The following is a 25,515-nucleotide window of genomic DNA, read 5'->3' as shown; positions in this document are numbered from 1 at the left end:
GGACACTGAGAATGACGTAGCGGGCAACGTGCAAGCCGCAGACCAGCCGCTTGATCACTTTTCCCGAGCTGTGGCCTGATAATAAAGACTCAACGATATCTGAAATTCAGGAGAACATAACAGATCATGGTTACTGTCAGGCCGACCAATATGTACTCGACACGCGGTAGAAATATAACTAACCCACCTAAAGAAAGCACGATCAAGGTGTTTTGCAGTATGTATTTCCTTATTCGACTCACGGCTATGAAATAGCCATATTGCTTCCCCAGGAAAAACAATGCCATGCCGATGATCGACATGATCTGAAAATCGCGCATCGCAATGTCATTCAGGATCGCATGCCTGATCAAATTTGCCAGGAGTGCCAGCCCCATAAAAAGAAAAAGGTGCGAGTAGATCAAGGCGTGCCCACTCATACTGCTGTGATTTTTGCTCAGCAGGTAAAAGCTATCAAAATAGATCCACCAGATACTGCAAATCATGATGAATCCGGTGATGGCCGCCATCACATTGTAATAACCCCATTGAATGTTAGATAAGCCTCCGGAAAGGCTAATAATTGACTCCCCCAATAAGATTAGGGTGAGTAGGCCTATGCGCTCAACCAAGTGTTCTGTGTGTGCTGGCAACGGCTTTAGTTTAGTCCAGAAAAATACAGGAAACAGAATATCAAGAACAATCCCAATATAAGCAACAAGGTAACGCAAGGGCGGGTCAAAAATAACCGATGAGAGACTAATGACTGCGCTAATTAACAGGGCGAAGCCGAGCCTAGAGGAGAGCTCGCCGCGAGAATCGAATTTACTTATGGACGAAATGTACATGATGCTGATGATGGCACGTATGCCAAAATAGCAGGCAATAATAAGCGGGTAGTTTACTTCCAGATCTTCCCCGATCCGTGCCGATAGCACAATGAGCAGGAGCATTATGAATAATGTTGCCAAACGGTGAAGATTGCTGTCTGTATCAAACCTGTTGGAGTAAATCGTGTGACTGGACCAGATCCACCACAACGGTACAAAAAGCAGCAAGAATATCCATAATTGCTTATGTTCAAAGTGGCCTTCATGAACATGTCCGAGAGTATGCGTAACCTGGCCTATCGTCACAACGAAAGTCAGGTCGAAAAACAACTCCAACCATGTGGCGTGTCGATTTTTTTCATAATACTTCAAAGATTTCATTAGCTGCCGGCTCCGTGTACACCTCTTTAATGTAGAAGGAAGCTAACGCTGGTTTGCCCTCGGCTCTGGTGTGGGTGATGCCGGGCCGATGTCGCAATCTAGCGATTTCGTCCGCGCACTAACAGAAGCTCAATCATCTGACTCATCTCGTTGAACTCTGGGACCCCGTCATAGCGAAGCCCGTCAAAGTAAAACGCCGGAGTACCGTTCACGCCGCTGCGTACACCGCCATTGAAGTCGGATTGTATTTTGGGGATGTAAGTGTCCTCTCGCATGGCAACGTCGAGTTCCTCGCTGGAAAGGCCGTGTTTTAGAACAATGGCGCGATACAGCGGTAGGCCCAATCGATCTTGATTTTCGTACAATTCGTCGTGGGCCTCCCAGAAGAATCCTCGACTCCCGGCATGCTCCGCGGTGACCGCTGCACCCAATGCATGGGGGTGAGCGGTGGTCAGAGGGAAGTTACGGAACACAAACAGCAAGTCATCGCGAAAATGCTGTTGCAGATTCTTGACCATCCAATAAGCTTCACCGCAATAGGGACATTCATAGTCGCCAAATTCGACCAAGGTGACCTTGGCATGCGCACTTCCCTGGCGATGGTCGTTGGCACTTACCGGGACTTTGAGAGTGGCCATGTAATCACCTGTTAATTTTTGGTTGGCGTGCTTTGTGGTGAATTCGCCAGAGCATCCAGCGCATCCAGAATGCCGTCCGCCCCAGGGTTGATTGCCATTGGTGAGATGTAGCTCCAGGCGACCACCCCCTCCTTGTCAATCACGAACAGTGCCCTCTTACAAACTCCGAGCTGGGACTCGTACGCTCCATACTGTCGTGCCACCGCCCCTTTGGGCTCGAAATCGGCCAGCAGGCTGAAGTGGAAATTTCGATCTTTGGCAAAGGCCTGATGACACCAGGCGCTGTCAACCGAGATACCCAATAGCACCGCACCGTATTCTCTGAAGGTGGGTAACAACTGGTTGTACAAGGTCAGTTGGTCACCACACACCGAAGTCCAGTCAGCGGGATAAAACGCCAATATCACGGGATTTCCCTTTAGCTCACGCAGCGACAACTGTTGATCAGGGGTTGCGTGAAGAGTGAAGTCGGGCGCGACAGTACCGGCCGGCAGCGGACCCTGAACCAGGTCGCCATTGGTTTTTTGTGCATCATCGAACTCTAAAGTATTCATTGCTTGAACCTTGATAGATGGGTGGTTGGGACGTGCTCAGTGGGATGCGACGTGCCCGGCGGGATAACTCCATCCACCATCAAGGGGTTCAAAAAAGACAACGCTGCCTCGAACTCAGCCTGAGCCTGAGTGATTTCGGCACCGAAACGTTGGCGTTCCGCATTAAGGAACACAAGAAGATCCGCCGTGTAATCGCGGAATTGGATTAGGCCAGGTTGGCAGGGGAATGGTCGGATTCGCTCTGGCTCACCAATGACTATAGTCGTTGATGACGCTTACCGTAGTCGCTGAACGAATTTTCGATACCCTCACGTGCCAACAACACTCACGCGCTTATCTTGCTGCCATTTCAGGCGGCGTTTTAACACGATGATTTTGGCAGCTATTTCGCCACTTCAGACAAATCTACATCTGCTTTCTGGACGACAACTGCTGCCCGTTACGACAAGCAGAAATCGACCAGAGGCAGACAATGAACCGCCTCCAGGTCGACAGAATGAAGGTTGATATGGGAAATGCTCTGGGCAAACGAGTCGTTGTCATTAGTGCCGGCATCGTGGGCGCTTCGCTGGCGTATCACCTGGCTGATAAAGGCGCAGATATCACCTTGGTTGAGGCTGAAGGTATCGCGTCGGGAGTGATTGGAGGTTCACTCGCATGGATCAACATCCTATACGGATAACGTGACCCCATTGCAGCACTGCGCGGAGCAGCAATCAAAGATGCGGCTCGTGCAGCGATGGTGCTGTACTTAACGAATAGTCGAGATCGGTCTTCGGGAAGCTGAGCGGTAGCCTTTGCGAATATTGTCACTGACCGCTATTGGCCGAAAGCAGCCGATCGGCGCGCTGCATGTGTGAGGAACATTTCTTTAAGGGAAAACCCTCATTGTTGGGCCTACGTCACGCTACTAGCATGAACCTCGGCAATCGGCCCATTCGTAGGAGAAAACCCATGACTACCTTGCAGAGTGACGACAAGCGCCCCACTCCGGATCAGGCGGAGGACAATGCCTTTTTTCCCTCCCCATACTCGCTTAGCCAATTTACCTCGCCAAAATCTGATCTGAGTGATGCGGATTACGCTAATCCCTACCGAGGTGGCCGCTGGAAGATTTTGCTGATTGGCGCCGATGAGCGCTACTTACTGACCGACAACGGAACAATGTTTTCCACCGGTAATCACCCAGTCGAGACGTTGTTGCCCATGTATCACCTCGACAAAGCCGGTTTCGCGTTCGACGTTGCGACCCTGTCAGGCAATCCAGTGAAATTCGAGTTCTGGGCCATGCCTAGCGAAGATACCGAGGTAAAGGATTTCTACGCCAAATACCGTGAGCAGTTCAAAAAACCTTTGAAGCTGTGCGAAGTGGTTGAGAAGGCGCTGGGGCAGGATTCGGATTACATCGGCGTTTTCATACCTGGCGGGCACGGCGCGCTGATTGGATTGCCGGAGAGTGCCGACGTGAAAGCGGCTTTGCATTGGGCAATCACCAACGACAAATTTGTGATTTCCCTATGTCACGGCCCAGCAGCAATGCTCGCGGCGGGCATTGGTGAGTCAAGGAACTCCTTCATATTCAACGGCTACAAGATCTGCGCATTTCCAGACAGTCTCGACGCAAAGACGCCCGACATAAGGTATATGCCTGGGCATCTGACGTGGAAATTTGGTGAGCAGTTGAAATCCTTGGGAGTTGAGATCATCAATCAGGATATTTCAGGTGCGACGCTCCAAGACCGCAAGTTGCTGACCGGCGACAGCCCATTGGCAGGCAACAATCTGGGCAAGTTGGCAGCTGAAGCATTGTTGAAAGAGGTTGCATCGGAGTGAGCGACGGGCCGGCCGAAACAGCGATGCGCGCTGCTCTGGAGATAGAGACGGCGCGCACGCTTGAATCAATCAAGAAATCCGTCAGGGGTTTCGCCACACCCTACGGTTATGATCGATTCGTGCTGTTTTCTGCATCGACGGCAAGTGAGGAAGTGGTTGAGCATATCTACTGGGTCGAAGGCGATTGGTTCGATAACGGTCAAGCGGTGGATGCCGAGACTTACGTTCGACATTGTCCGGTGACTCGTCACCTTTTGAATGCTCGGCAATCCTTCTTCTGGCAGAAAGAGCAGGTTAAGGGAGAAGAGCGTTACCGGATGATTCGTTCTCCAGGTGGACCAGGAATTCAGGGTTTGCAGGTGCCAGTTTTTGGCCCACAGGGGCTTGAGGGCGCAATGAGCTTGGGGGGGAGCCGGTGGATGGGAGCGCGCGGGTGCGCTTGGGGCTCAGCCTGGTTGCGACGGCCGCTTTTTTCGCGGCTCGGCGGTTGCTTGAGGCGCCATTGGACGAAGCGTTAAGAACCCTTTCCCCGCGAGAGCGCGAAGTCATGGAATGGACGGCTGCCGGAAGACGGCAAGCGGATATTGCAGCGACTCTCGGTTTGTCGGAGCGTACAGTTGAAAATCACCTGCGCTCAGCACGCCGACGTCTGGGCGTGACAACGACAGCACAAGCCATCAGGATGGCCATTCGTAACGGCGAGATCGATGGGTAAGGACGCGGCAAGATCGAGTGCTAGACGGTTTGGACTTCCAAGTAATTTCCTCATCAACTGATTGAGTGTCCACTGTTGGCCGCAAGACGCCACTCCCGAGCGCCTGCTTTTGGCGATAGCTGCCAGCCAACGTCAACTATTTCCAACTCAGCGCAGACATTACACGGGATGGCATTGGATTTTCTCCAGACGTCATTCGAAGCCGTTCTTTCGCCATCTTCACGTCCGGTGTCCAAAATATCTCGTGGCACGCTCTTCAATTTTGATGAGCGATGGAATTCACCAGCGCTGAATTCCATCCGGTCATCACGGCCCCTGCACCCGATTCAAGTGTGGCGCTGAACCAGTGATCACAAATACCAGCGATACTCCCGCGCACTGATCTCCTGCATGAATGCCAGGTGATCCTGACGCTTGTTCTCGCAATACACGTCGACGAACTCTGCGCCCAGTCCCGCACGCAGTTGCGGCTGATGCTGCAAGGCGCGCACCGCGTCGAGGATTTCCGTCGGGAAGTCGATGCCGCTGTTGCGGTCGTCGTTGAGTGGCGGGATCGGCTCCTTGCCGGTTTCCAGGCCATGTTCCAGACCCACCAGAATTGCCGCCAGCACCAGATACGGGTTGGCGTCGGCGCCGGCCAGCCGGTATTCGATGCGCAGGTTTTTCGTGTCCGATTCGGGAATCCGCAGACAGGCGTCTCGATCCTCGTAACCCCAACTCGCCTGGGTCGCAGTGTTCACCGTGCCGCTCAGGCGGCGCATGGCGTTCTGGTTCGGCGCGAAGATCGGCATGCTGTGCGGCAGCAGATCCAGGCAACCGGCCACGGCATGGCGCAGCGCTTGCTGATGATTGGCGGCCAACAGGTTATTGCCAGCACCGTCATACAGGCTGACATGCACGTGCATGCCGCTGCCCGGATGTTGCACGTAGGGCTTGGCCATGAAACTGGCGCGGAAGCCATGCTTGAGCGCAACGCCACGGGTGCTGCGACAGAACAGCGCCGCCCAATCGGCCGCGCGCAGGCCGTCGTCCAGATGGCCGAAATTGATCTCGAATTGCCCAGGCCCCAGCTCGGCGGTGATCACCGTGGCGTCGATGCTCTGAGCCCGCGCTGCTTCCACCATTTCATCGAGCACCGGGGCGAAACGCGACAGGCGTTCGATGTGCATGTTCGGCTGATCATCGGCATCGTCGGTCAGTTCGTCGCGGGGGAATTGCGGCAGGCCGTCGCGCAGTTTCTTGTCGAACAGATAGAACTCAAGCTCGAACGCCACGACCGGGTGAATGCCTTTGCCCGCCAGTCGATTCAGCACTTGCGCCAATACTTCACGGGGTTCGAATTCGATCGGTTTGGCGGTGCCGTCGGAGGTAATCAGCATCTGCCCCAGCGGCTGCGCTTCCCAAGTCACCGGTTTGAGTGTGCCCGGAACGAGGCGGCGCACAGCATCCGGGTCGCCGTCGTTGAAACAGTAATCACCGATCTTGAACAGCCCGCCCTGCACGCCCAGCAGCACGCAGTTTTGCGGCAGTTTGAGGGCACTGCCCGCCGCAACTTTTTGGAGCATGTCCACCGGATAACGCTTGCCGTAGAAGTGCCCCGGAATATCCAGGGAAATCAGGTCGACGTAACGCACCTCGGGATAACGTTGGCGAAACGCCCGCACTTCGGCGAGCAGGTCAGAGCAGACAGCGTCCATCTTGAATTTCCTTTGTTGTTGTCAGGTGTAGACCCACAGCACGCGCGTGAGCTGCTCGCTGAGGTTGCCGTAACGGCAATGGGTATGACTGTCGAATTGAAAGCTGTCGCCGGCTTTTAAGGTCACCGGCTCGTCGTCGTTGCCCAGCCACAAGGTCAGCTCTCCTTCGAGCACGTAACCACCCTGCTCCGAGCTGTCGCTCATTTGTCGGTCGCCACTGCTCGCGCCCGGTTCCAGATGACTTTCGAGCATGGAGAACGAGGCACGCATTTGTGGCGACACCAGAATGTCGGTGATGCCGTTGGCGTAATACAACGTGCGGCGTTCGTCCGGACGGGTGACCCACGGCACTTGTTTGGCTTTGGGCAGGCTGTAGAAATAGGTGGTCGGCACGCCGAGGGTTTCGCTGATGGCGGTGAGGTCGGCCACGGTCGGGCGCGACAAGCCGCGTTCGACCTGCGAGAGAAACCCCACCGAACGGCCGATTTTGTCGGCCAGTTCTTTAAGGGTGTATTTCTTGTGCTTGCGCAGGTCGTGGATCAGGATCGCCAGCGCGGCGATTTCTTCTTGCTTGTTCATGATCAAAATCTCATCAAATGCTGTCGCGCAGCCGATACCAGGCCTTGCCGATGGCCTCCAGCGGTGCGGCGAAGTGCTTGCCGCCGGGGAAACGGCCATTGCTCAGGCCCTGGTACAACGCCAACTCATCATCCTTGCCGAGAATCGCATCGGACACCGCCCGGGCGGCGGCCAATGTCGGCAGCACGCCGTGACCCGAGTAACCCTGCAGCCAATAACGATTGCCCTCACCGCCGACATCCGGCGTACGGTTCATGGTCAGATCGATATGCCCGCCCCAAGCGAACTCCACCTCGACGCCCTTGAGCTGTGGAAACACGCGTTCGAGAAACGGCCGAGTCGCCGCAGCGATGTCCTTGGGCATGCCGCCCAGATAAGTGCAGCCACCGCCGAACAACAAGCGGTTATCGGGCGTGCGACGGAAGTAATCGAGGACAAACTGGTTGTCGGTCACGCAGACGTTGCTCGGCAGCAGCGCGGTGGCTTGCTCCGGGGCGAGTGGCGCGGTGGCGACTTGATAAGTGCCGACCGGCAGGATGCAGCTTGAGAGTTGCGGATCGAGTTGATCGAGATAGGCGTTGCAGGCCAGCACCAGCACATCGGCCTTCACCGAACCGCGCTCGGTGTTGACCCGGTAACCGTCGCCTTCGCGCTGATAGCTCAGCGCTTTGCTTTGTTCATAGATATGCCCGCCGGCGCGGTCGATGGCGGCGGCCAGCCCGAGCGCGAGTTTCAGCGGATTGAGGTGTGCGCCTTCGGCGTCAAAGAGGCCGGCCTGATAGCGATCGCTGGCGACCCATTGCGGCAGGTCCTTACGGGGAATGAATTGCAGGCCGTCGTGGCCCCACTTGTGACTGGCTTCATGCTGCCACTCGGTCAGCAGGCTGACCCGACGCGGCATCACCGACGTCCACAGATGGCCGGGGCGATAGTCGCAATCGAAGCCGTGACGCCCCGGCAATGCGCGCAGCTCCTGCCCGGCCCAACGCATGCCGTCCCACAAGCGACGGGCGCGCTCATATCCGAGCGCTGCTTCCAGCGGCGGCATGTCGCACGACCAACCCAGAATCGCCTGCCCGCCATTACGCCCGGACGCGGCCCACGCCACGCGACTGGCTTCCAGCACGATGACGCGCTTGCCGGCCAGCGCCAGTCGTAACGCTGTGTGCAGGCCGCTGAACCCCGCGCCGATGATGACCACATCGCAGGCCTGCGCGCCTTCGAATGCAGGTCGGTGACTGAGGATATCGGCGCAACTGTGCGCGTAATAGCTGTCGACATGGCGCTGGGATTGCTGAAACATTCGCGGCCTCGTGAAATTCTGTTCTTATAATTTCATGAAAATCTACAGAACAAATTTCATATCGGCAACCGGCAACTGATTTCCCGGCCGTTTCAGTGCTCCAGCGCATAGCGCCGGCAATGCTCCAGATAGCCCTTCTCATGACTGCCCACCAACTGCACGACGCTCGTCCACAGCCACGACGGCGCATCCAGCGTTTTCGAGCGGCACGTCTGCAATTCACGCATCCATTCGGCACGGGTACTCATGTCCATCTGTCGGGCATGGGCCAGCCCCACGACCCGGGCCAGATACCCGGCGGCGAGCATGGCATCGGTCTGGCTCAGTTGATCGAGTTCCAGTTTCATGTCCTGCGGCAGCAGTTCGCGGATGAAGAATCCATGGTCGAGCACTCGCGTGGCAATCATCCGGTTGCCCAAGCCCGGCGAGAGAAAACGCGCACCTTCAACCACACGTTTGCCGTTGTCGCGGGGCATCGCCGCACGGGCCACTCGGGGGGCGGCGGCAGCAACTGCCTCTTTGATATCGAGCAGGCAATATTCCTGATCATCGCCCTCGCCCACCCCCAGCAACACCGCATAACGCTTGAGTCCCAGCGAACTGCAGCCTTTGACCCAATAGGCCGAATCGAGCATTTTCACCCGGTCGTCCTTTGAGCGGCCCTTCAAGGACGTCACCAGCGTATGGACGTCAGGTGTCGCGCAAAGCGACTTCAGCGCGCTGCGTTCTTCCCGTGACAACGACCAGAAGTGCTTGCCCAGCGGGATGGTCGGTTTGGTACTTTCGATACGCTCCTGCGCCAGATGCTTCCAGGTTCGTTGCACCGCGCTGCGCATGCCGGCCTTGACCTGCGCGGGTCTTGGCGGCTCTTTGTCGACATCGTCTTCGAAAGCTTGCTCGTAGCCGCGCATCATCTCTTCCAACATGCGCGCAGTGGCGACGCCGGGCAGGTCCGAGCCCCGGGCGGCGGTGGCCAGAGACAGCGCCAGGCGCACCAGATCATGCGCAGGGTTGCCGATCACGGTTTGATCAAGGTCGCGGATGTGGATGTCGATGCGTCCCTTCAGATCGCCGGTCGGCCCCAGATTGCCGGCGTGACAATCGCCGCAGATCCACACCGCCGGCCCTTTCGGCAGGCTGCGCCCGGGCTGGCTGTGCAGCCACTCATAAAACTGCACCGTGCTGCCACGGACATAGGCATGGGCGGAGCGGGCCATTTTCAGATTGCGCAGTTGCGACAACGGTTCAAGACGTGCGGAGGGCCGTGGGGTTTTCATGGACGCTTCTTGCAGTGAATGTGTCCTGTTGACCTTCGGGCGCTTGCAAATGTTTCAAAGTATTACAACGGCAACTCCACCCGAGCCAGCAAACCACCGCTGCTGCGATTGCTCAACGTCAGTTCACCGCCCTGATCACGCACGATGGCCCGCGCCGCCGACAGCCCAAGCCCGACCCCGCCGGTCTCGCGATTGCGTGAAGTTTCCAGACGGAAAAACGGATCGAACACCTGCTGCAATGACGCCTCGGGAATCCCCGGCCCGTCATCGGTAATGTCGATACAGACACCGAGGCCATCGCGGCTCAAGGCAATCGCCGGCTGCTGCGCGTACTTCTCGGCGTTTTCCAGCAGGTTGACAATCACCCGCTTGATCGCCAGCGGGCGGCCCTCGTAGACCAGATGCGCGGGGCCGCTGAAGTCGATTGCGATGTTCTGGTCGCGATAGTCGTCGACGATCGTCTGCAGCAGTTCCGACAGGTCGAACGCGGTGGTGGGTTCCGGCTGGGTGTCCTCCCGGAAAAACGCCAGCGCGGAGTTGATCATCAGGCGCATTTCTTCGATGTCGCGAATCAGTTTGTCCTGATGATCGAGATCCTCCATGAACTCGCTGCGCAGGCGCATGCGGGTCAGCGGTGCACGCAAGTCGTGGGAAATCGACGCGAGCATGTGCGTGCGCTCGCTGATGTAGTGCTGAATCTGCGCCTGCATGGTGTTGAAGGCGATGATCGCCTGACGGATCTCGTCCGGCCCTTCGATCTTGATCGGCGGCGCGCGCAGGTCGCCGCCAAAACGCCGGGCGGCGCTGGCGAAACGTTGCAGTGGCTGGGCCAGTTGCCTTGTGGCCAACCAGGCCACCAGCACGGTGGCAATCAGGCCCAGCGCGATGATGATCGCGATGCGTGTGCCGATGTCCAGACCCCAGGAGCGCTCGGGCGAAGAGAACAGCAACCAGCTGGCATCCGGCAATTGAATCAGCGCCGCATAGCGGCCGAGCGGGCTGCCACTGGGCCAGTCACCGGGGTTGAACACCCGAATGTCTCGCTCATAGCCAAACAACTGATGCAAACCCGACGTCTTGTCGGCCACAAGCTGCGTACCCGCCGTTGGCAATCCGAACTCGGCCCGTTGTGCATGCCACGTCACCTCCAGCGCCGGGCCGGTTGCCGCCTGCGCCAGTTTCGGGCGTAAAGGCGCGGGTGCAGCCTCGATCACCTTGACGGTCGCGGCGATCTGCTCCAGCAACCCGGTGCGTTCAATGGGTGGTCGCGCCCAGGTCCCGGCCACCTCCACGAACAGAAAATTCAGTGCCAGCGAAGCGAGCATGGCCGCGACGATGGTCAGGGCAATCCGCCGACTCAGCGGATCACGGCGCAGAAATCGACGGATCATGCGCGCGTGACCTTGGCGGTGAACATGTAACCGCCGTTGCGCACGGTGCGGATCAGATCCGGGCGCTTGCTGTCCGGCTCGATCTTGCGCCGCAGGCGGCTGACCTGTACGTCGATGCTGCGATCAAAGGCATCGTGGCCCTGACCGCGAGACAGGTCGATCAGTTGCTCGCGGGTGAGGATGCGCTGCGGGTGTTCGAGAAACACCACCAGCAGATCGAACTCGCCACCGGACAGCGGAATCATCACGTTTTCCGGGGAACGCAGCTCGCGGCAGGTGATATCCAGATGCCATCCAGCGAAGGCGATCACCGGCCGCGCCGGTTCACTCGCCGGGCTGAGCTGCTCACCGGCGCGACGCTGCACGGCGCGCAGGCGGGCCAGCAGTTCACGCGGGGCGAACGGTTTGGTGACGTAGTCGTCGGCGCCCAGTTCGAGGCCGACAATGCGGTCGCTCAATTCGCCCATGGCGGTCAGCATGATGATCGGAATGCCCATCTGCGCCCGCACTTTCTGGCACAGGCTCAGGCCACCTTCACCGGGCAGCATCAGGTCGAGAATGATCGTGTCCGGGCGCTGCTGCGCAATCGCCGCCCACATCGCTGCGCCATCGGGGGCGACATCGACCTCGTAGGCGTGCTGGACGAAGAACTTCTTCAGCAGGGCGAGAATTTCCACGTCATCGTCGACGATCAGCAGTCTGCTCACGGGCACAGGATCCTCAGGCCAAAAAAAGAACGCATCTAAAACTATTCTGGCGGGCGGGTCATATATTTCAATCGAGCAACATTCCGTCGTCCCGGACATCAAGCGGACATTCTGCGGCAAAACCCCTCAGGCACCCTGCACGCCATCGACAACCGGGGGGCTTTCAATGAGCGCATTGCACAACCGTTATACCGCAGAGGGCCACGACGCCCGCTATCCGTTGATTCTCAGCCAGCGCACCAGCGCGCCCGAGCAGGATACGCCGCTGTTGTTCCAGGAGTTTTGCCTGGGCCTGTCAGATGATCAAAGCCGTATCGTCCTGCGCCGCTATTTCGAGCAGTACGGTCCCAGCGACTCGCAATGGGTCGAGTACGTGCATTCGATTCCGGCCGCCGACCTCATCCAATGGATCATGAGCCACGGCCGGCTGCACATCGAATGCTCGGACAACACCCCGCCGCTCTCCTCCCCAATCACGGCCCGCGCTTGAACGACGCGGGGCAAAAGCGCTAAACAAGGATTCGCATGATCAGAAGCCATTGCTTGATGTCGGTGTTGTGTACGGCGTCCCTTAGCTTGTCAGCCTGCAGCAGCAAAACCGTCGAACCGCAGAAGTACACGGGGTTCCTGCACGATTACAGCGTACTCAGCGAGCACCAGTCGCCATCGGGGCAGATGGTGCTGGGTTGGGTCAGCCCGGCGCTGGCCCGGGGGCGTTACACCCAGGTCTATCTGGCGCCCAGCCAGTTCTACCCCAGCGCCGCGCCGACCAAGCGGATCCCGCTGAGCACGCTGTCCGGCGTCACCGAATACTACGACGCCGCGCTCAGGCTGGAACTGGGCAAGGTCATGCGCCTGGTGCCGCAACCCGGCCCGAACACCCTGACGGTCAGACCGGCAATCACCCGCGTCGCCGTCAGCACCCAGGGCCTGCGCTTTTATGAATGGCTACCGGTGACCCTGATTGCCGCTGGCGTGAGCACCGCCACCGGCATCCGCGATCAGGACAGCGAAATCACCACCGAAGTCTCGTTCGAAGACGGCTCCGCCGGCGAAGTGGTCGCCGAAGTCGTGCGCAATGGCATCGGTCTGCCGCTGGAAAACGACAAACAGGTGCTGACCGCCGATGACGTCAAAGCGGTGCTGGACGGTTGGGCCAGCGATCTTGGGCAGTCCTACCTGGCGACCCGTCGTTAGCCATATCTACTGATGAACAAGTCTGTTGTGGCGAGAGAGCTTGCTCCCGCTGGACTGCGCAGCAGTTCCTCAACAGCGGGGCCGCTTCGCGCCCCAGCGGGAGCAAGCTCCCTCGCCACAGTTCATTCGTTGGGAAGGGAGTATTTTTCAGTCGGTCGCAATCGCTGAATCCACTCATGCTCGGGATGCAACCGAACCAAATGCTGCATCAACCATCGCCGCTCTTCGCGAGATAAATCCGGCAATGCCTGACTGAAATCGGTTTGATCCTTGGGACGGGTGTATTTGGCCTTGAACAGCAGAATCGCCGCAGGCCTGAGATAGGGAATCCCCGTATCACTCAATGCCACCATCGCGGTGCGTGGATAGACAATCAACGGGTCTCTTTTATAGACCCACGTATCCGTCGTGCCGGATTCAAGCATCAGATCTACTCGCCAGGCATTGGCAACAGCATCAAATCCCCACACTTGGAAAATATTCTCGCCTGGCGTTTGCCCCACCGGCAAAAACGTCAGTTCACCGTCCCGCACGGTATAGAAATCCAGCTCGGCCAGCGCCTGCCGGAAGCGGTGGTAGTCGTCGCGCAGGAGGGTGAATTCCAGATCGCTGTGCGCCCGTGTTGGCCGGCCCAGCCATAAATCCAGCGCCCATCCGCCCACCACGCACCACGCACCACGGGCGCGAGACGTGTTGCAGGCGTTGCGCGAGTTCCTCGGGCGCCCACGGCTGCCATGCTTGTTGATCCGGTATGGTCACGCGCCCCGCTCCTTGTCCGCCGCCAATCTGTCTCGGCATTTTATTCAGCTAGCCTTGCTTTGTGTCACTGAAGGAATTCAGCAAGGAGCTGCCATGTTCAAGTTCATCAAAACCACCGTGATCGGCGGATTGCTGTTCATTCTGCCCTTGGTGCTGATTTTCGTCCTGCTGGAAAAAGCCATCCACCTGTTGCGTGGCCCCGTGGAGAAGCTGCTGCCGATGTTTGCCGGGCACGACGTTGCCGGCGTGACCCTGATCACGCTGGCGACGTTGTTCGGCTTGATTGTGCTGTGTTTTCTCGCCGGTCTGCTGGCCCGCACTTCCACCGCCGCCCGAGCGATCGAAAACAGCGTAGACAAGGTTTTGAGCAATCTGCCGGGTTACCAGTTGCTCAAGGACACCACCACACGCTTTGCCGGGATGGAAAACCCCGACGGCTCGAAGGTTGGCCTGATTGCCGAGGAACAGGGCTGGCGTCTGTGTCTGGTGGTGGAAAGTGTCGGTGACTGGATGACGGTGTACATGCCCGATGGCGGAACGGCCGGTGGCACGGCGGGCGAAGTGCGCTTGCTGCACGCCCGCGAAGTGATCATTACCGAGCTGTCGTGGCTGGCCATGGCCGCCGGGCTCCGCCGTGGCGGACGCGGGATGCTGGAGTTGATGCAGCCGTGGTTGCCGAAAACCTGAAATCACTACTCGCTGCTCAAAATGCCATGGCAGATCAAACCCAGCACACCGCGCATGTGTTCGGCATGTGCCGCCCTGTCCGGCTCAGGCTCGGTCGCCAGACGGATAAACGCCATGTTCGCGTACTGGTTGAACAACGTCGCCGCCACGTCCAGATCGACTGAGCCACGCACCTTGCCCTGTGCCTGAAAATGCCCGAGCAGGGCCTTGGTCTCTTCGATCACCGCCGCATTCCACGGGTTCAACGCCAGCGCCAGCTCACCGGTCAGCAGAAACGGCGCCAATTCGCGCCACAACGAAGCCGGCATGGCTTGCAGTTGGTAGTCGGTCATCAAGCCTTCGAACTCGCACAACGCCTCCAGCGGATCGCTGTCGTCATCCAGATTGGCCCGCGCCTCTCGCATCGCCTGCTCGTCCGGCTGTTTGAGCAAGGCCAGCAGAATCTCCTGTTTGCCGCCGAAATAATTGACCACCGTCGGCGCGGACACCCCGGCCTGGACCGCGATCTGGTCCAGCGTGGTGGCCGCAAAACCGTTGGTCTTGAACAGCTCCAGCGCTGCCTGCGCGATGACTTCCCTGCGCTGTTCCTTTTGCCGCTCTCTGAGCCCGCTCATGGTGCCTTTGTCCTGACTTGCTGATTGTCGTCAGCCTACGGATTTCTTTTTTCACCGACAAATATTTTCTTTACAAAAATATTTTTAAGTGACAAATATTAACCGTGCACCGCTGGAATGAACGCGCACCCACTTGCCCCGTTTCTCTGGAGATCCGCCATGTCCGCCGAATTCGATCCGACCCGCAGCACCCGCGATTACCAGGCTGCCGACGCCGCCCACCACATTCACGCGTTCGTCGACCAGAAGGCGCTCAATGAAGAAGGCCCGCGAGTGATGGTCAGCGGTGATCGCCTGGCGTTGTGGGACAACGATGGCAATCGCTACCTGGACGGCATGTCCGGCCTGTGGTGCACCAACCTCGGTTACGGGCGCAAGGATCTCGCCGCTGCCGCCACCGCACAGCTGGAACAACTGCCCTACTACAACATGTTCTTCCACACCACTCACCCGCAAGTGATCGAGCTGTCGGAGCTGTTGTTCAGCCTGCTGCCCAGGCACTACAGCCACGCGATCTACACCAACTCCGGCTCCGAGGCCAACGAGGTGTTGATCCGCACTGTGCGCAAGTTTTGGCAGGTAATGGGCAAACCCGAGAAGAAAATCATGATCGGCCGCTGGAACGGTTACCACGGCTCGACCCTGGCCGCGACGGCGCTGGGCGGCATGAAATTCATGCACGAAATGGGCGGCACCATCCCCGACGTCGCACACATCGACGAGCCGTACTGGTTCGCCCACGAAGGCGACCTCAGCCCGGAAGAATTCGGCCTGCAGGCGGCGCGGCAACTGGAAGACAAGATCCTCGAACTGGGTGCCGACAAGGTTGCCGCGTTCGTCGCCGAACCGTTCCAGGGCGCCGGCGGCATGATCATCCCGCCCGCCACCTACTGGCCGGAAATCCAGCGCATCTGCCGCAAATACGACGTGCTGCTGTGTGCTGACGAAGTCATCGGCGGGTTTGGCCGCACCGGCGAATGGTTCGCGCATCAGGCCTTCGGCTTCGAGCCGGACACCCTGTCCATCGCCAAGGGCCTGACCTCCGGCTACATCCCCATGGGCGGCCTGATCCTGTCGCGGCGCATGGCCGAGGCGCTGGTGGAAAAAGGCGGTGTGTTCGCCCACGGCCTGACCTACTCCGGACACCCGGTGGCGGCGGCTGTGGCGATTGCCAACCTCAAGGCGTTGCGCGATGAAGGCGTGGTCACTCAGGTGAAAACCGACACCGGCCCGTACCTGCAGAACTGCTTGCGCGAAGTGTTCGGCAACCATCCGCTGGTGGGTGAAATTCAGGGCGTGGGGCTGGTGGCGGCGTTGCAGTTCGCCGAAGACAAAGCCACCCGCAAGCGTTTTGCCAACGAAAACGACATCGCCTGGCGCTGCCGCACCATTGGCTTTGAAGAAGGCCTGATCATTCGCTCGACGCTGGGCCGGATGATCATGGCCCCCGCGCTGATCGCCACGCGGGCGGAGCTGGATGAATTGGTCGACAAAACACGTATCGCGGTGAATCGCACCGCTCGCGAATACGGAGTGCTGTAACGCATACTCCTGTAGGAGTGAGCCTGCTCGCGATAGCGGCATGTCATTCATTTCAATTTAGACTGATCAACCGCTATCGCGAGCAGGCTCGCTCCTACAAGGGGATTTGCGGGGAGTCGGGATAATTGGCGGAAGGCAGCCGGAGTCGAACCTGCCCGGGAACGGATGCCGTCCCCAACCGGGTTTGAAGCCCGGCCGCGCCACCGGGCGCGATTGCCTTCCTTTGAACTCAGGGTGCGTCGGCACTGGCCAGCGCGTTGTCATGGCGGATCGCCCGGGATTCGCCGATGCGTCGGGTCAGGCCGAGGCGGTCGAAGTATTCCAAGTATTGAATACAGCGTTTGCGTCCCAAGCCTAGCGCATCACGGAAGGTTGTCACCTGGATCGACGGATTTTCCTGTTCCAGTTGCAACAGAATGTCGGCCATGCGCCGCAGTTGCCCGTCAGACAGAAACAGGTCGCGCACCACTTGGTGCATCAATCCCAAGCGTGCCAGTTTGCGCAGCAGCAGGCGCACCACGGCATCTTCCACGCCCAACACTTTGGCGACATCACGCACCCACGGCGGATCAAACCCGGCCTGTTGGAACAGCGGCTGCATGCGCTGCCACAGGGTTTCGTCTTCAGCATTCAAGCGCACCTGATGATCCGGCAGATGCAACCACGGCCCGCTGGCATTGATCGATCCGGCAGCGCGCAGTTCTTCCAGCAGGCTCACAAAGGTCGAACGCTCCAGCGCCAGACCACTGAAGCGTCGCAGGCGATCGCGATCCGGCCCCATCTGGTCCGGCTCCAGTTCATGCAATTTCGCCAGTTGCTCCAGCAACGTGAACTTCAACTGCCCCCAACGCTGCACGTTGAACAGCACCGGGCCCTGGCGGGTGTCGATCAGGCGCACGTTGGCCGGGAGCGACCAGTCTTCACGCTGACGATTGAACTGACGCTCCAGCCGTTGCGGATCGAGGCCCCCCGCACCGTGGTCGAGCAACACCGGCAGCGCGTGTTCAAGACTGTCGCTTTCCCCCAGTGCTTGCAGTTGCGCCAGTCGTTCCGGGTTGCGGCGCTGGCGGGCCGGGGCGAACGGGTCGAGCACCTGACCGCCGCCGAGTGTGCGTTGCGCACTCTGGTCGCGCAGGATCAAGCGATCGCCCTTCACCGCATGCACCGGCGCATTGATCAGCAGTTGCGCAAACATCCGTTCGCCCGGGCGCAAGCGCGGGCCTTCGAGCAACGCCACGCGGGCGATGACGTCTTGCGTACCGAGGTGCACGTGCACCGAGTGAAAGTGTTCGAACGTGCGCTCACCGGGCAGCAACTGAAACTCGATATCGACCCGTTGCGTCGGTGCGTGCAGCCATTCCGCCAACAGCCATTGACCGCGATGGATCTGTTCCAGCGGCAGTCGATCGCCACTGATATTCAGCGCCACCCGCTGCCCGGCGAAGGCCTGCCCGGCGGGCTGGTTTTGCGCGTGCAGGCCTCGCACCCGCACCGATTTGCCGAACGGTGCGAGGGTCAGTTTGTCCCCGACACACACCGTGCCCGACAACGCCGTGCCGGTGACCACAATTCCGGCGCCCGCCACGCTGAAGCCGCGGTCGATGGCCAGGCGAAATCCGCCTTCTCGGCTGCGCTCATGCACTTGGCGCTGAATCTGCAACAAGCTCTGGCGCAGTTCATCGACGCCTTGCCCGGTCACACTCGACAGCGCCAATATCGGCGCGTCAGCAAACGGCCCGGGTTCGAGCAAGTCCAGAATCTGGCGCTGCACCTCCTCCACCCTGCCCGTCTCCACCCGGTCGCACTTGGTGATCGCCACCAGCGCCCGGGGAATGCCCAGCAACTGGACAATCGCCAGATGCTCGCGGGTCTGCGGCATCACCCCGTCGTCCGCCGCCACCACCAGCAATACCAGATCGATGCCCTGCGCGCCGGCGAGCATGTTGTGGGTGAACTTCTCGTGGCCCGGCACATCGATGAACCCGGTCAGCCCGGCACCGGGTTCCAGCTCTGCGTAGAGATAACCGAGGTCGATGGTCATTCCGCGCTCGCGCTCCTGCGGGCGGCGGTCGCCGGTCTGCCCGGTCAGCGCTTGCAGCAGCGAAGTCTTGCCGTGGTCGATGTGCCCGGCGGTGCCAACGATCACGACTCGACCTGCAACTGCGGCAACTGCGCCAGCCACGCCGGCTCGTCATCCAGTTGGCGTAGATCGAGCCACAGCGCATCGTCGTCAATGCGACCCAGCACCGGAATCGGCAAACCACGTAATGCAGCTTCCAGATTCAGCAGAAAACGCCCGCGCAAGCGTTTCGATACCTGCGGGCGCAGGCAAAGCGCTGCACTCGGCAGACGCGCCACCGGTTGGCTGCCGCTGCCGATCATGCCCAAGGCCTGCACGGCGCTGACCTGCCAGGGTTCGCCCAAGACTCCAGCCATTGCCGGTTGCAGACGGGAAGCCTGGGCGAAGATCTCGGCTTGCGGGCGAGTCAACAGCCGCAAACTCGGCAGACGCTCGGCGAGGCGATCGGGATCGCGATACAGGCCGAGCACCGCTTCCAGTGCCGCCAGGGTCAACTTGTCGACACGCAAGGCGCGCTTCAGGGGATTTTTCTTGATCTTCGCGATCAGTTCTTTGCGCCCGACAATCAACCCGGCCTGCGGCCCGCCGAGCAATTTGTCACCGCTGAAAGTGACGATGTCCGCACCATCAAGCAGCGCTTGTCTCACCGTCGGTTCCGCCGGCAGACCCCAGCGGGTCAAGTCCAGCAGACTGCCGCTGCCCAGATCCTCCAGCAGCGGCAAGCCGTGCCGATGGGCCAGCTCGGCCAGTTCGGCGGTGGGCACCCGCGCGGTAAAACCTTCGATGCTGTAGTTGCTCGCATGCACGCGCATGATCAAACCGCTGCGCGGGTTGATCGCGGCTTCGTAGTCGCGGGCGTGGGTGCGGTTGGTGGTGCCGACTTCGTGCAGGCGCACGCCGGCGCGGGCCATGATGTCGGGAATACGGAACGCGCCGCCGATCTCGATCAGTTCGCCACGGGAAATGATGCCTTCCTTGCGCGCCCCGAGGCTGTTGAGGGTCAGCAGCACCGCTGCGGCATTGTTGTTGACCACGGTGACGGCTTCGGCACCGGTCAGTTCGCGGATCAGACCCTCGATCAGGTCGTCGCGATCACCGCGCTTGCCGGTCGCCAGATCGAACTCAAGATTGAGCGGATAGCGCGCGGCCATTTGCACCGCGTCGATGGCTTCCTCCGGCAACAAGGCGCGACCGAGGTTGGTGTGCAGCACCGTGCCGGTCAGGTTGAACACCCGCCGCACGTTGCTGCGCTGTTGCTGGGCCAGACGCTCACCGACGCGGCCCGCCAGCACTTCCGGGCTGATTTCAATGGACGATAATTGCCCGTTCAACACGTCTGCACGCAACTCGTCCAGCAACTGGCGCAAACGGCTCAGCAACGCCTCACGACCGTAACGCTCAAGCAGTGGCACACAGGCCGGGTGACGCAACAACCCATCAATGGAAGGCAACCGCAGGGCAACGCTCGAAGACATCAGCCACTCCCGAAAAAAGACTCTCCGGCATGACCAGACGCAACGCGTCTAAATACAGCACACCGGCCCCTGATTGTGGGAGCGGGCTTGCTCGCGAATGCGGTGAGTCAGCCACAAATGATCTGACTGACACGGCCCCTTCGGGAGCAAGCCCCCTCCCACAAGTTTTTCAGGAGTGTAGACGCTCTGGTCATTCGTCTCCCGGCGCCAGCAACAGATTCGGTGCCAGACGCTGATAACCGTCCTGCGCCAGACGCATGTCGAGCAGCAGGCTGGTGAGGTCAGCCGACAGCGCTTCGCCTTCGGCATCGTTTTCCAGGTACACCAGTTTCAGATAACTGTTGCAGCTCGGGCACACCTCCGCTCGAATTGGCGCCTGATTGGCCGCATGCCGATCATCCTCAAGGCTCAGGTAATCCAGGCCCTTACTCGACTCGCAATACACGCACTTGACCCGCACCACATGCCATTCGCAGGCGCACAACGAACACACCAAATAGCGCAGGCCATTGTGTTTGCCGCGATGACGAATCACCCCGGCCATCGCCGGCGAACCACAGCCCGGGCATTGGCTGAGGCTGTCGCCGGGTTTCAGTTGCAGGTGGGGCACGCTGAGCAGCCAATGGCTCCACGCGACTTGCAGCCCGGCGCCGAGAAACGGCACCCACTGCGCTGGCACCATCGAATACTGGCCGCTGACCAGCGCCACCGCCCACGCACGCAACTGCCCGGCACTGGCGCCGCGCAAGGTGGCAAGTGCTTCGACCACGGCGGGTTGATCGGGCGGCACATAGCGTTGTAGCAATGCATCGAGATAAACCTGCCAGCCCTCTTCGCGCACCAATGTGTCGGCGGCGAACGGCGGCAAACCATGCAGCTGACAGGCTTCGATCCTTTGCCGATCAAACGGTGCCGTCAGCGGTGGATCGTCGAAAACCTGCTGCTGAGCCCGGCACAATCCGGCGATCAGCCGCAGGTAATCGGCCAGCGGATGCCCCTGAGCCAATTGCTCCAGACGCTGGGCGCGCAAGGTGAAGAGGTTGTGCGGCGGCAGGTGCAGAAACGGCGGCGAACTGGCCGCCGCTTCGATTTCCCCGGGTTCAAGAATGGTTGCCAAAAGTCAGCCCTTTTTGGTGATCGGTCGCTCCGGTACGTCCGGATTGCGTTCATCGCGGGTGATGTCGCGATACCAGAGTTCGTGGTGTTTCCTCGCCCAGGCGCGGCTGACCCAACCATGTAGCATCGCGTCCACCGAACCCTTGATCCACAGCCCGGCGTAAATGTGAACGATGATGCTGAGGATCAGCACAAACCCGGCCAGCGCATGCAGGAACATGGCCCAGCGGATCACGGTGATGCCGAAGTACGCACTGAAATACGCACGCCAGATCACCAGACCAGTGAACAGCAAGCCAAGCATGCACAGCAGTAAAGTCCAGAACAGCATCTTCTGCCCGGCGTTGTACTTGCCCACCGGCGGCACGCTTTCTTCATCGTTGACCAGCACCCGGTCGATGCGGCGCATCCATTTCCAGTCGTTGTCGATGAAGAAGTTCGAACGCCAGAAGCGGAACACCAGACCGAGGAAGAACACGAACATCAGCACGCCCATGAACGGGTGCAGAATCCGCGTCCACGGCCCGCCGCCGAACAGGTGGGTCAGCCAGAACATCGACGGATGAAACAACGCCAGCCCGGACAGCCCGGCCATGAAGAACAGAATTGCCACCAGCCAGTGATTGGTGCGCTGGTTGGCGGTGTAACGCAGGATCGTCTTGTTGCTCATGGCCGGTCCTCCCCGCGGGGATCGAAGGTGTGCACCGCCGGATCGACGACATGCACCGAGGTATCGGGTGGCGCCGGATGTTCATCTTCCTCGACGCGATTCGGCCCGATACGCACATAGTGGAAGAACCCGGCCAGCACCGCCGCGCCCATTGCCAGCAGGCCCAGCGGTTTGCTGATGCCTTTCCACAGGCCCACCAGCGGGCTGATGGCTGGTGCATCCGGCAACCCGGCGTAGATCTTCGGCGTGTCGGCGTGGTGCAGCACGTACATCACATGAGTGCCGCCGACGCCTTCCGGGTCATACAACCCGGCGTTGTCGAAGCCACGGCTTTTCAGGTCGACGATGCGTTCGGCAGCGTGTTCCTTCATGTCTTCCTTGCTGCCGAAGACGATGGCGCCGGTCGGACAGGTTTTCACGCAGGCCGGCTCCAGCCCTACCGCGACGCGGTCGGAACACAAGGTGCATTTGTAGGCCTTGTGATCCTTCTGCGAAATCCGCGGAATGTTGAACGGGCAACCGGTGATGCAATAACCGCAGCCGATGCAGTGATCCTGATCGAAATCGACGATGCCGTTGGCGTGCTTGATGATCGCTCCGGGACTCGGGCAAGCCGCGAGGCACCCCGGCTCGGCGCAATGCATGCAGCCGTCCTTGCGGATCAGCCACTCGAGGTTGCCGGCGTCGGTTTCGTGTTCGGTGAAGCGCATCAGGGTCCAGGTTTCTGCGCTCAGGTCCTGTGGGTTGTCGTAGGTGCCGTGGTTGTGGCCGACCTCGTCGCGCAGCTCGTTCCATTCCGAGCAGGCGACCTGGCAGGCCTTGCAGCCAATGCATTTGGTGGTGTCGATCAGCTTGGCGACTTCCTGCTGATTCCGCACCGAGGGCGGCACCGTGGTGGTGGCCGAGCGGGCAATGATGTCTTGGCTGGCCATTTACAGTTTCTCCACGTTGACCAGGAATGACTTGGATTCCGGGGTCTGTGTGTTGCCATCGCCGAGGAACGGCACCAGGGTGTTGGTCAGGTAGCCGTGGCGCGTCTGGCCGGTGAATCCCCAGTGCAGCGGGATGCCGATCTGATGCACCACCTGGCCGTTGACCTGCAGCGGCCGGATGCGTTTGGTCACCACCGCCACCGCCTCGATGAACCCGCGCTTGCAGCTGACCCGCACCCGGTCCCCGGCAGCAATGCCCTTCTCCTTCGCCAGCACTTCGCCGATTTCGACGAACTGCTCGGGCTGGGCAATCGCATTCAACTTGCAATGCTTGCTCCAGAAGTGGAAGTGCTCGGTCAGCCGGTAACTGGTGCCGGCGTAGGGGAAGTCCTTGGCTTCGCCGAGGCTTTCCCAGACCGAATCGAAGATCCGCGCCGCCGGGTTGCTGGTGGCTTTCTTGTTTTGCGGGTGCAGCGGGTTGATGCCGATCGGTGTTTCGAACGGCTCGTAGTGCTCGGGGAATGGCCCTTCGTTCATCTTGTCGACGGCGAAAAACCGCGCCACGCCCTCGGGGTTCATGATGAACGGGTTCATCCCGGCTTCCGGCGGCACATCGGCCTTGTAGTCCGGCACGTCGGTGCCGCCCCAGGCCTTGCCGTTCCACCATACGAGGCGTTTTTTCGGATCCCACGGTTTGCCCGCTACGTCTGCCGAAGCGCGGTTGTAGAGAATCCGCCGGTTGGCCGGCCACGCCCAGGCCCAGCCCAGATGCTGGTGCATGCCAAACGGATCGGCATTGTCGCGCCGGGCCATCTGGTTGCCGGCCTCGGTCCAGCTGCCGGCGAAAATCCAGCAACCGGACGCGGTGCTGCCGTCATCCTTGAGCAGGCCGAACCCGGCCAGTTGCGACCCGGCTTTGACCGCCACGCCGCTGGCATCGGTGAAGTCGACCATGGCGCTGCCGTTGATCTCCTTGGCCAGCTCCTCCGGCGAGGGCTCATCCGGGATCTTGTACGGCCACGACAGGTTCAGCAGCGGATCGGGGAACTTGCCGCCCTCGGCCTGATAGCGCTTGCGCAGGCGCAGGAACAGTTCGCTCATGATGCGGATGTCGGTCTGCGCTTCGCCCGGGCCGTCGGCGCCTTTCCAGTGCCATTGCAGCCAGCGGCTGCTGTTGACCAGCGAGCCGTCTTCCTCAGCAAAGCAGGTAGTCGGCAGGCGAATCACTTCGGTCTGGATCTCGGCGCTTTTCACGTCGTTGTACGGCCCGACGTTCTGCCAGAACTCCGAAGTCTCGGTAGCCAGCGGGTCCATCACCACCAGCCACTTGAGCTTGGCCAGCGCGCCCATCACCCGGTTCTTGTCCGGCAACGCAGCGATCGGATTGAAGCCCTGGCACATGTAGCCGTTGACCTTGCCCTGGCTCATCAGGTCGAACATTTTCAGGACGTCGTAGTTGGGAATGTCCAGTTTCGGCAGGTAGTCGTAATTCCAGTTGTTCTCCGCCGTGGCGTTGGCGCCGTACCAGGATTTCATCAGGCTGACGTGGAATTTGCTGTAGTTCTGCCAGTAGGACAATTGCCCCGGACGCAATGGGACTTGTGTGCGCTTTTTGATGAACGCGGGATAGTCCTGCTCGGCGTCGCTGCCCAACGTCAGATAGCCCGGCAGCGAGTTGGACAACAACCCAAGGTCGGTCAGGCCCTGAATGTTCGAGTGGCCGCGCAAGGCATTCACGCCGCCACCCGGCATGCCGACGTTGCCCAGCAGCAGTTGCACCATCGCCGCGCTGCGGATGATCTGCGCGCCGATCGAGTGCTGCGTCCAGCCGAGGGCGTAGAGAATCGTCATGGTCTTGCCCGGCGTCGAGCAGGTGGCGATTTCTTCCCAGATCTTTTTCATGGCATCGACCGGCATGCCGCAGATCTGGCTGGCGAGGTCGATGTTGTAGCGGCTGTAATGCTGCTTCATCAATTGATAGACGCAGCGCGGATCCTGCAGGGTCGGGTCGACCTTGGCAAAACCGTCCTCACCCAGCTCGTAACCCCAGCCGGACTTGTCGGTGTAGCTGCGCTTGGCTACGTCGTAGCCGCTGAAAATGCCGTCTTCAAAGCCATACCCGGCTTTGACGATGAACGAGACGTCGGTGTAGTTGCGCACGTATTCGTGCTGGATCTTGTCCTCGGTCAGCAGGTAATTGATCAGTCCGCCCATGAAGGCGATGTCAGTACCGGTGCGGATCGGCGCGTAATAGTCGGCCACCGAGGCGGTCCGGGTAAAACGCGGATCGACCACGATCAGCCGCGCGGCGTTGTGCGCTTTGGCCTCGGTCACCCATTTGAAGCCGCAGGGATGCGCTTCTGCTGCGTTGCCGCCCATCACCAGGATCAGATTCGCGTTGGCGATATCGGTCCAGGTATTGGTCATGGCACCACGGCCGTACGTCGGGGCAAGACTTGCCACCGTCGGGCCGTGTCAGACACGCGCCTGGTTATCGAACCCCAGCATGCCGAGGCTGCGAATCACCTTCTGGGTGATGTAACCGGCTTCGTTGGACGC

Annotated in this window: 24 protein-coding genes, 1 tRNA gene and 1 pseudogene; 8 read left to right on the top strand and 18 right to left on the bottom strand. The window is 59.9% G+C overall.

Translation table 11 applies throughout. The annotated features are described in order from the left end of the window. Positions 1-89: 89 nt before the first annotated feature. From DBR18_RS08055 to DBR18_RS08045, 3 genes are all read right to left on the bottom strand, one after another. Positions 90-1,190 (bottom strand): low temperature requirement protein A, encoded by a 1,101-nt coding sequence (locus tag DBR18_RS08055; RefSeq protein ID WP_027614303.1) that lies wholly within the window; start codon positions 1,188-1,190, stop codon positions 90-92. Between the two features lie 98 nt (positions 1,191-1,288). Beyond that, the gene (locus tag DBR18_RS08050) at positions 1,289-1,828 is read right to left on the bottom strand and encodes a thioredoxin domain-containing protein (protein WP_007967054.1); all 540 of its coding nucleotides are present in this window, start codon (positions 1,826-1,828) and stop codon (positions 1,289-1,291) included. An 11-nt stretch (positions 1,829-1,839) separates the two neighbouring features. After that, positions 1,840-2,382, bottom strand: coding sequence for a redoxin domain-containing protein (locus DBR18_RS08045; RefSeq protein ID WP_007967055.1), 543 nt, complete (start codon positions 2,380-2,382; stop codon positions 1,840-1,842). Positions 2,383-2,890: 508 nt separating this feature from the next. On the opposite strand from DBR18_RS08045, the pseudogene DBR18_RS08035 reads away from it, so the two are divergent. The 4 genes and pseudogenes from DBR18_RS08035 to DBR18_RS28925 form a co-directional block, all read left to right on the top strand. Then, positions 2,891-3,061 (top strand): annotated as a pseudogene (locus DBR18_RS08035) (FAD-dependent oxidoreductase); the annotation flags it as partial. Positions 3,062-3,336: 275 nt separating this feature from the next. Next, complete coding sequence (gene hchA / locus DBR18_RS08030) at positions 3,337-4,215, top strand: glyoxalase III HchA (protein WP_108589948.1); 879 nt, start codon at positions 3,337-3,339, stop codon at positions 4,213-4,215. Between the two features lie 23 nt (positions 4,216-4,238). Then, a complete protein-coding gene (locus DBR18_RS08025) occupies positions 4,239-4,733 on the top strand; it encodes an autoinducer binding domain-containing protein (protein ID WP_256588621.1) in 495 nt (164 codons plus the stop codon). Between the two features lie 29 nt (positions 4,734-4,762). Continuing rightward, positions 4,763-4,930 (top strand): LuxR C-terminal-related transcriptional regulator, encoded by a 168-nt coding sequence (locus tag DBR18_RS28925; protein WP_256588620.1) that lies wholly within the window; start codon positions 4,763-4,765, stop codon positions 4,928-4,930. Positions 4,931-5,280: 350 nt separating this feature from the next. Here DBR18_RS28925 and DBR18_RS08020 read toward each other — a convergent pair whose 3' ends face one another. The 6 genes from DBR18_RS08020 to DBR18_RS07995 all read right to left on the bottom strand — a co-directional run bounded on the left by DBR18_RS08020 (position 5,281) and on the right by DBR18_RS07995 (position 11,884). Further along, positions 5,281-6,627: a glutamine synthetase family protein gene (locus tag DBR18_RS08020; protein ID WP_108589947.1), complete on the bottom strand. Its 1,347-nt coding sequence runs from the start codon at positions 6,625-6,627 to the stop codon at positions 5,281-5,283. Between the two features lie 21 nt (positions 6,628-6,648). Next, positions 6,649-7,206, bottom strand: a complete 558-nt coding sequence (locus tag DBR18_RS08015; RefSeq protein WP_108589946.1) for a helix-turn-helix domain-containing protein — start codon at positions 7,204-7,206, stop codon at positions 6,649-6,651. A 13-nt stretch (positions 7,207-7,219) separates the two neighbouring features. Beyond that, complete coding sequence (locus tag DBR18_RS08010; protein ID WP_108589945.1) at positions 7,220-8,509, bottom strand: FAD-binding oxidoreductase; 1,290 nt, start codon at positions 8,507-8,509, stop codon at positions 7,220-7,222. A gap of 92 nt (positions 8,510-8,601) precedes the next feature. After that, a complete protein-coding gene (locus DBR18_RS08005) occupies positions 8,602-9,786 on the bottom strand; it encodes a DUF2252 family protein (protein WP_108589944.1) in 1,185 nt (394 codons plus the stop codon). A gap of 62 nt (positions 9,787-9,848) precedes the next feature. Next, positions 9,849-11,177 carry an ATP-binding protein gene (locus DBR18_RS08000; protein ID WP_108589943.1) on the bottom strand — a complete coding sequence of 443 codons (1,329 nt, stop codon included), beginning with the start codon at positions 11,175-11,177 and terminating at the stop codon, positions 9,849-9,851. Further along, a complete protein-coding gene (locus DBR18_RS07995; protein WP_108589942.1) occupies positions 11,174-11,884 on the bottom strand; it encodes a response regulator in 711 nt (236 codons plus the stop codon). The genes DBR18_RS08000 and DBR18_RS07995 overlap by 4 nt, the downstream gene beginning before the upstream one ends. A gap of 166 nt (positions 11,885-12,050) precedes the next feature. Here DBR18_RS07995 and DBR18_RS07990 point away from each other — a divergent pair, with 166 nt between their 5' ends. Beyond that, complete coding sequence (locus DBR18_RS07990; protein ID WP_108589941.1) at positions 12,051-12,374, top strand: hypothetical protein; 324 nt, start codon at positions 12,051-12,053, stop codon at positions 12,372-12,374. Positions 12,375-12,409: 35 nt separating this feature from the next. Then, positions 12,410-13,081, top strand: a complete 672-nt coding sequence (locus tag DBR18_RS07985) for a DUF3313 domain-containing protein (RefSeq protein ID WP_108589940.1) — start codon at positions 12,410-12,412, stop codon at positions 13,079-13,081. A gap of 122 nt (positions 13,082-13,203) precedes the next feature. Here the strand turns inward: DBR18_RS07985 and DBR18_RS07980 are convergent, their stop codons facing one another. After that, the gene (locus tag DBR18_RS07980) at positions 13,204-13,746 is read right to left on the bottom strand and encodes an amino acid transporter (protein WP_256588619.1); all 543 of its coding nucleotides are present in this window, start codon (positions 13,744-13,746) and stop codon (positions 13,204-13,206) included. Between the two features lie 187 nt (positions 13,747-13,933). On the opposite strand from DBR18_RS07980, the gene DBR18_RS07975 reads away from it, so the two are divergent. Next, complete coding sequence (locus DBR18_RS07975; protein WP_108589939.1) at positions 13,934-14,527, top strand: hypothetical protein; 594 nt, start codon at positions 13,934-13,936, stop codon at positions 14,525-14,527. Positions 14,528-14,532: 5 nt separating this feature from the next. On the opposite strand, the gene DBR18_RS07970 is transcribed toward DBR18_RS07975, so the two are convergent. After that, complete coding sequence (locus DBR18_RS07970) at positions 14,533-15,141, bottom strand: TetR/AcrR family transcriptional regulator (protein WP_108589938.1); 609 nt, start codon at positions 15,139-15,141, stop codon at positions 14,533-14,535. A 159-nt stretch (positions 15,142-15,300) separates the two neighbouring features. On the opposite strand from DBR18_RS07970, the gene DBR18_RS07965 reads away from it, so the two are divergent. Further along, positions 15,301-16,683, top strand: coding sequence for an aspartate aminotransferase family protein (locus DBR18_RS07965; RefSeq protein ID WP_108589937.1), 1,383 nt, complete (start codon positions 15,301-15,303; stop codon positions 16,681-16,683). 126 nt (positions 16,684-16,809) lie between these two features. Here the strand turns inward: DBR18_RS07965 and DBR18_RS07960 are convergent. The 7 genes from DBR18_RS07960 to fdnG all read right to left on the bottom strand — a co-directional run. After that, positions 16,810-16,905, bottom strand: a tRNA-Sec gene (locus DBR18_RS07960). A gap of 7 nt (positions 16,906-16,912) precedes the next feature. Continuing rightward, positions 16,913-18,829, bottom strand: a complete 1,917-nt coding sequence (gene selB, locus DBR18_RS07955) for a selenocysteine-specific translation elongation factor (protein WP_108589936.1) — start codon at positions 18,827-18,829, stop codon at positions 16,913-16,915. Further along, on the bottom strand, positions 18,826-20,238 hold the full coding sequence (gene selA / locus DBR18_RS07950; protein ID WP_108589935.1) for an L-seryl-tRNA(Sec) selenium transferase: 1,413 nt from the start codon (positions 20,236-20,238) through the stop codon (positions 18,826-18,828). The genes selB and selA overlap by 4 nt, the downstream gene beginning before the upstream one ends. Positions 20,239-20,428: 190 nt before the next feature. Next, on the bottom strand, positions 20,429-21,355 hold the full coding sequence (fdhE, locus tag DBR18_RS07945) for a formate dehydrogenase accessory protein FdhE (protein ID WP_108589934.1): 927 nt from the start codon (positions 21,353-21,355) through the stop codon (positions 20,429-20,431). Between the two features lie 3 nt (positions 21,356-21,358). Continuing rightward, a complete protein-coding gene (locus DBR18_RS07940; protein ID WP_108589933.1) occupies positions 21,359-22,024 on the bottom strand; it encodes a formate dehydrogenase subunit gamma in 666 nt (221 codons plus the stop codon). Further along, positions 22,021-22,956: a formate dehydrogenase subunit beta gene (gene fdxH, locus DBR18_RS07935; RefSeq protein ID WP_108589932.1), complete on the bottom strand. Its 936-nt coding sequence runs from the start codon at positions 22,954-22,956 to the stop codon at positions 22,021-22,023. Before fdxH ends, DBR18_RS07940 begins: the two co-directional genes overlap by 4 nt. Further along, positions 22,957-25,515, bottom strand: a 2,559-nt coding sequence (gene fdnG, locus DBR18_RS07930) for a formate dehydrogenase-N subunit alpha (protein ID WP_146188746.1), incomplete at its 5' end; no start/stop codon positions are given.

This window comes from Pseudomonas sp. HMWF021, assembly GCF_003061005.1.
Lineage (GTDB): Bacteria > Pseudomonadota > Gammaproteobacteria > Pseudomonadales > Pseudomonadaceae > Aquipseudomonas.
This window is presented reverse-complemented; position numbering and strand designations above follow the sequence as displayed.

What these genes read in the sequence shown, in the direction of transcription:
- DBR18_RS08045 (WP_007967055.1), bottom strand. Translation starts at nt 2,382, where the DNA reads ATGAATACTTTAGAGTTCGATGATGCACAAAAAACCAATGGCGACCTG.
- DBR18_RS07985 (WP_108589940.1), top strand. Translation starts at nt 12,410, where the DNA reads ATGATCAGAAGCCATTGCTTGATGTCGGTGTTGTGTACGGCGTCCCTT.
- hchA (WP_108589948.1), top strand. Translation starts at nt 3,337, where the DNA reads ATGACTACCTTGCAGAGTGACGACAAGCGCCCCACTCCGGATCAGGCG.
- DBR18_RS08020 (WP_108589947.1), bottom strand. Translation starts at nt 6,627, where the DNA reads ATGGACGCTGTCTGCTCTGACCTGCTCGCCGAAGTGCGGGCGTTTCGC.
- DBR18_RS28925 (WP_256588620.1), top strand. Translation starts at nt 4,763, where the DNA reads ATGGAATGGACGGCTGCCGGAAGACGGCAAGCGGATATTGCAGCGACT.
- DBR18_RS08015 (WP_108589946.1), bottom strand. Translation starts at nt 7,206, where the DNA reads ATGAACAAGCAAGAAGAAATCGCCGCGCTGGCGATCCTGATCCACGAC.
- DBR18_RS07965 (WP_108589937.1), top strand. Translation starts at nt 15,301, where the DNA reads ATGTCCGCCGAATTCGATCCGACCCGCAGCACCCGCGATTACCAGGCT.
- fdxH (WP_108589932.1), bottom strand. Translation starts at nt 22,956, where the DNA reads ATGGCCAGCCAAGACATCATTGCCCGCTCGGCCACCACCACGGTGCCG.
- selA (WP_108589935.1), bottom strand. Translation starts at nt 20,238, where the DNA reads ATGTCTTCGAGCGTTGCCCTGCGGTTGCCTTCCATTGATGGGTTGTTG.
- DBR18_RS08055 (WP_027614303.1), bottom strand. Translation starts at nt 1,190, where the DNA reads ATGAAATCTTTGAAGTATTATGAAAAAAATCGACACGCCACATGGTTG.
- DBR18_RS07940 (WP_108589933.1), bottom strand. Translation starts at nt 22,024, where the DNA reads ATGAGCAACAAGACGATCCTGCGTTACACCGCCAACCAGCGCACCAAT.
- DBR18_RS08025 (WP_256588621.1), top strand. Translation starts at nt 4,239, where the DNA reads ATGCGCGCTGCTCTGGAGATAGAGACGGCGCGCACGCTTGAATCAATC.
- DBR18_RS07970 (WP_108589938.1), bottom strand. Translation starts at nt 15,141, where the DNA reads ATGAGCGGGCTCAGAGAGCGGCAAAAGGAACAGCGCAGGGAAGTCATC.
- DBR18_RS08010 (WP_108589945.1), bottom strand. Translation starts at nt 8,509, where the DNA reads ATGTTTCAGCAATCCCAGCGCCATGTCGACAGCTATTACGCGCACAGT.
- DBR18_RS08005 (WP_108589944.1), bottom strand. Translation starts at nt 9,786, where the DNA reads ATGAAAACCCCACGGCCCTCCGCACGTCTTGAACCGTTGTCGCAACTG.
- DBR18_RS08050 (WP_007967054.1), bottom strand. Translation starts at nt 1,828, where the DNA reads ATGGCCACTCTCAAAGTCCCGGTAAGTGCCAACGACCATCGCCAGGGA.
- DBR18_RS07975 (WP_108589939.1), top strand. Translation starts at nt 13,934, where the DNA reads ATGTTCAAGTTCATCAAAACCACCGTGATCGGCGGATTGCTGTTCATT.
- DBR18_RS08000 (WP_108589943.1), bottom strand. Translation starts at nt 11,177, where the DNA reads ATGATCCGTCGATTTCTGCGCCGTGATCCGCTGAGTCGGCGGATTGCC.
- DBR18_RS07990 (WP_108589941.1), top strand. Translation starts at nt 12,051, where the DNA reads ATGAGCGCATTGCACAACCGTTATACCGCAGAGGGCCACGACGCCCGC.